We start from the raw sequence: 3943 nt of genomic DNA, 5'->3' as shown, positions 1-3943 counted from the left end.
CTGACTAAAGATATCCATACCACCTTCGTCTTCTATTCTATATCTTCCTTCATTATCTATTATTATATTTACTTTTTCTATTTTACTATCTCCCACTTCTACAAAGTACTTCAATAGTTTTATAAATTCTTTGTACTCTTTTTCAATCATGTACTTCTGTATTACTTTATCTATAATTTCCTCTATATCTTCTCTTAAACTTCTCATTCTAAATGTAATAAACCCATTTATATTCATCTCATTATTTTCATTTAAGCATTCTTTTATTTTTTCAATTATATTGTTTATTTTATTTTCGCAAAATACCCCTAAGTCATCTTCTATTTTATTTTCTCTTAAAAGCACCTCCATTATTAAAACTTCAATTTCTAATATTTCATCTTGTTTTAGAAAAAAATACGTATCTTTTATAAGTTGAAATAATTCTCTTCTTTTATAATCTTTTATTACCATTTCGTATAAAAGATTACTTACATATAGTTTCACTCTATTATGTGTCTCTTCACTCTCTTCATCACATAAAACTTTTATAATATGAGTTTCACCTTCTACTTTTTCAACTAATCCTATTACTATATTTTTATTTTTAAGTAGGGTTTTCAAGTCTTGTAGCTCTTTTATAAAATCTAAATCTCCCATATAAGCTAATTTTAGTACAAGCATAGAGTTCACTCCCTTCTAGTAATAGTATGTATTTTAAATAGCTTCTATATACAGTCATTAATTTAGTATATATTCCACAATTACTCACTTTTGTAATTCCTTGATTTTTTCTTTGCATAGCTGTATTTTATATATAATAGGAGGGATGATTTATAATGTTTTGTTTTGTAGATTACAGAATATCTGATATTGAAGTTTCAAACTTAAAAAATTTAAATCTTGAAATAATAAAAATACCTAAATGTGACCTTGTTTATAATGCTATTAATGGTCATGTTGATATTCAAATGGCTATTTTAGATAAAGAAAAATCCTTAATACTTTTACAAAAGGATATTCCTAAAGCTTTTTTAGAACATTTAGATTCTCTAAATATCTCTTATATCCTTTCTGAAAATAGTTTAGAAAAGGATTATCCTAATAATATTTTTTTAAACGCACTTATTACAAATACTTTTTTACTTCATAATCTTAATTTTACCGATTCTAAGCTTTTAAAATATTTTAGTAACTTATCATTTTTAGATACAAAGCAAGGGTATACAAATTGCTCTGTACTTAAAGTTTCTGATACTGCTTTTATCACTTCTGACACTAAAATTTATGAATCTCTTTTAAATGAAGGATTTCACGTTTTAAAAGTTCCACCTGGTGATATTTTGCTAGAAGACTTTGACTACGGTTTTATAGGTGGTGTTGGTGGGCTTGTGAATCCTCATACTATGGTGTTCTTTGGTTCTTTAAATTATTACAAACATGGTGCAGAAATCAAAGAATTTTTAATGAATCACAATGTTACACCTATTTTTTTAAAGGATGGCCCATTAACAGACAGAGGAAGTATCTTCACTCTTTAAATTTAATATATAATACTCTTACTTTACTCAAATGTTTCTATCTTATTTAAGATACTATTTTTTCTTAAATTGCACATATGATATTCTAACCAATTAACTTATAAGAAATACAAAAGCTTGAGAAAAATTTCTCAAGCTTTTATTTTTATACTTCTATTTCATTTTTGCTTTACTTAATATTTCACCAATCTGCTCATTAGTAAAATTATATGCTTTCCCACAGAAGTGACATTTTATTTCTTCTTCTTTTCCATCTTCATAGATTTCTGTTAATTCTTTTTCTCCAATACTTATAAGTGCTTTTTCTACTCTTTCTCTTGAACAATCACACTTATACGCTGGTTCAATTTCTTCTAAGAAATTAACATCCATATCTTCAAATATCATCTCTAATATTTCTTTTATATCTTTTCCTTGGTCTAATAATGTTGTTATTGGTGGCATTTCTTCTAATCTATAAGTTATTACATCTGCTAAAAGTTCATCAGCGTCTGGCATCATTTGTATTATAAATCCACCTGAACATTTTATACTTAAATCTCTATCTACTAACACCCCTAATGAAACTGCCGATGGTGTTTGTTCTGATACTGTAAAGTAATATGCTAAATCCTCAGCTATTTCACCTGTGTATATTGGCACTTGTCCTACATATGGATCTTTTAGTCCCATATCTTTAATAACATATAGTAGTCCATTTACTCCAACTGCCCCACTAACATCAAGCTTTCCATTTTCTTTTAAAGGTAAATCTATTATTGAATTTCCTATAAATCCTTTAACATTTGCATCTGCATGAGATGTAACTGTTATTCCTTTTGCTTCTCCGCCACCATCTATTTTTAATGTAATAGCTTCTTTATCACCCTTTAATAAAGCTCCCATTAAACTTCCAGCTGTAAGCATTCTTCCAAAGGCTGCCGATGCAACTGGTGTACAGTTATGTAAACTTGTTCCTTCATTTACTAGATTTGTTGTCATTCCACCAATAAATCTAATCATTCCATTTTTAGCTGTTCCTCTAATAATTTTATCTTTCATCTATATTACCTCCATTTTCTTTACAATATAAAGAATTCTTTCTGAATCTTCTTTTACTTTGTTTTCTGTATATCCATCCCATTTTTCTAGAACCTTTAAATTTGCTTTTTCTAATAGTTCTTCAATTTCTTCTTCTTTATAAGCTCTTTCAAAATGTTCTTCTTCAAATCTTTCATATAATTCTCCATCTTTAATGAAGAATGTTAAAAACATATTTGTTATATTATCTTCAAAAGTATTTTCCCAGCTATAGAAAACATCATCTGAATTATATGTGTAAATGTTGTTTCCTAAAACTTCTGAAAGTTTGTAGTATGAATTTATATCAAAAATGAATATTCCATCATCTTCTAAATGATTATACACGCTTTTAAAGTATTTTTCTATCCCTTCTTTTTCTATTATGTAGTTAGTGGAATCTAATACACAAGTTATAAGGTTAAACTTTTTATTTAAGCTAAGCTCTGTCATATCCTGTCTTACTATTCTACTTTTAATTTTTGCTTTTTTAAATTTTTCAAAAGCTTCTCTAAGCATTTCTTCTGAAAGATCTACTGCAAATGCTTCTTTAAATTCTTTTGCTATATGGATAGAAACATTTCCTGTTCCACATGCTAAATCTAAATACATTTTATTTTCTACATTATATCTATTTATTATTTCTTTTACTTTATCCCCTATTTTTTTATAATCAATATCTTCATTAATAAGTTCATCATATATTTTTGCAAATTCGCAATATGCCATAGTGCTCTCCTCACTCTCTAAAAAACTATAAGCATATCTTATAATTATTCTTTAATTTAGTCAAACTCTTCATTTCTTCCTAAAATTTGATTGTTAGTTGGAATTTTTAAGCTTTTTTTTCTTTTTGTCATAAGCCCACCTATTCTTCCTGTTTCTTCTGATGTTAAAGCTCCCCACCCAAGTTCTAAAACCTTCTCCTTCAATCCAAGTTCTTCTGCAATTTCATACTTCATTTTTTCTCTTAGCTTTTCTGCATCTGTTAATTCTCTGTTCGCTTTTATTTTTGATTTTATTATTTTTTTAAGCGGCGTTTTACTCATATTCCATTCCCTCATCACTTCAATTTTATGTTTATTATTCCCATTTCTCTTTTTAATATTCTAACTTCTCAATTAAAGTCTTTATTTTTTCACTATTTTTTCCATTAAGCCTTGATATTTGTCTTATAAAAATTTATAGTTATTGTATAAAAGTATTTTTATAAATATATATAAAATTTAGGAGGGATTAATTTGTATAATGTTGCAATAGTTGGGGCTACTGGTAATGTAGGAAGAAAATTCCTAGAAATACTTGCACAAAGAGAGTTCCCAATTAAAAATCTTTATCTTTTTGCATCAAAAAGATCTGCTGGT

Annotated in this window: 5 protein-coding genes and 1 pseudogene; 2 read left to right on the top strand and 4 right to left on the bottom strand. The window is 27.0% G+C overall.

The window, feature by feature from the left end:
- Positions 1 to 663 (bottom strand): sporulation protein YtxC (gene ytxC, locus ACRC28_RS14025; RefSeq protein ID WP_438544067.1); only part of this gene is annotated, 663 nt, incomplete at its 3' end.
- A 155-nt stretch (positions 664 to 818) separates the two neighbouring features.
- Between ytxC and ACRC28_RS14020 the strand changes: the two genes are divergently transcribed.
- Positions 819 to 1520 carry a DUF6873 family GME fold protein gene (locus ACRC28_RS14020; protein WP_438544066.1) on the top strand — a complete coding sequence of 234 codons (702 nt, stop codon included), beginning with the start codon at positions 819 to 821 and terminating at the stop codon, positions 1518 to 1520.
- 153 nt (positions 1521 to 1673) lie between these two features.
- Here the strand turns inward: ACRC28_RS14020 and hslO are convergent, their stop codons facing one another.
- Genes hslO through ACRC28_RS14005 form a run of 3 tightly spaced genes read right to left on the bottom strand, consistent with a single transcriptional unit; the run spans position 1674 to position 3628 of the window.
- Positions 1674 to 2561: an Hsp33 family molecular chaperone HslO gene (hslO, locus tag ACRC28_RS14015; RefSeq protein WP_438544065.1), complete on the bottom strand. Its 888-nt coding sequence runs from the start codon at positions 2559 to 2561 to the stop codon at positions 1674 to 1676.
- Entirely contained in the window at positions 2562 to 3308 is a 747-nt protein-coding gene (locus ACRC28_RS14010; RefSeq protein WP_438544064.1) for a class I SAM-dependent DNA methyltransferase, read from the bottom strand. It lies immediately after the preceding gene.
- A gap of 56 nt (positions 3309 to 3364) precedes the next feature.
- Positions 3365 to 3628 carry a small, acid-soluble spore protein, alpha/beta type gene (locus tag ACRC28_RS14005; protein ID WP_438544063.1) on the bottom strand — a complete coding sequence of 88 codons (264 nt, stop codon included), beginning with the start codon at positions 3626 to 3628 and terminating at the stop codon, positions 3365 to 3367.
- Positions 3629 to 3820: 192 nt separating this feature from the next.
- Here ACRC28_RS14005 and ACRC28_RS14000 point away from each other — a divergent pair.
- Positions 3821 to 3943, top strand: a pseudogene (locus tag ACRC28_RS14000) (aspartate-semialdehyde dehydrogenase); the annotation flags it as partial.

Source organism: Clostridium sp., assembly GCF_051650885.1.
In the GTDB taxonomy this organism is placed as follows: domain Bacteria; phylum Bacillota; class Clostridia; order Clostridiales; family Clostridiaceae; genus Clostridium.
This window is presented reverse-complemented; position numbering and strand designations above follow the sequence as displayed.

Excerpts from the sequence above, each read along its gene's own strand:
- ACRC28_RS14020 (WP_438544066.1), top strand. The coding sequence starts at position 819 with ATGTTTTGTTTTGTAGATTACAGAATATCTGATATTGAAGTTTCAAAC.
- hslO (WP_438544065.1), bottom strand. The coding sequence starts at position 2,561 with ATGAAAGATAAAATTATTAGAGGAACAGCTAAAAATGGAATGATTAGA.
- ACRC28_RS14010 (WP_438544064.1), bottom strand. The coding sequence starts at position 3,308 with ATGGCATATTGCGAATTTGCAAAAATATATGATGAACTTATTAATGAA.
- ACRC28_RS14005 (WP_438544063.1), bottom strand. The coding sequence starts at position 3,628 with ATGAGTAAAACGCCGCTTAAAAAAATAATAAAATCAAAAATAAAAGCG.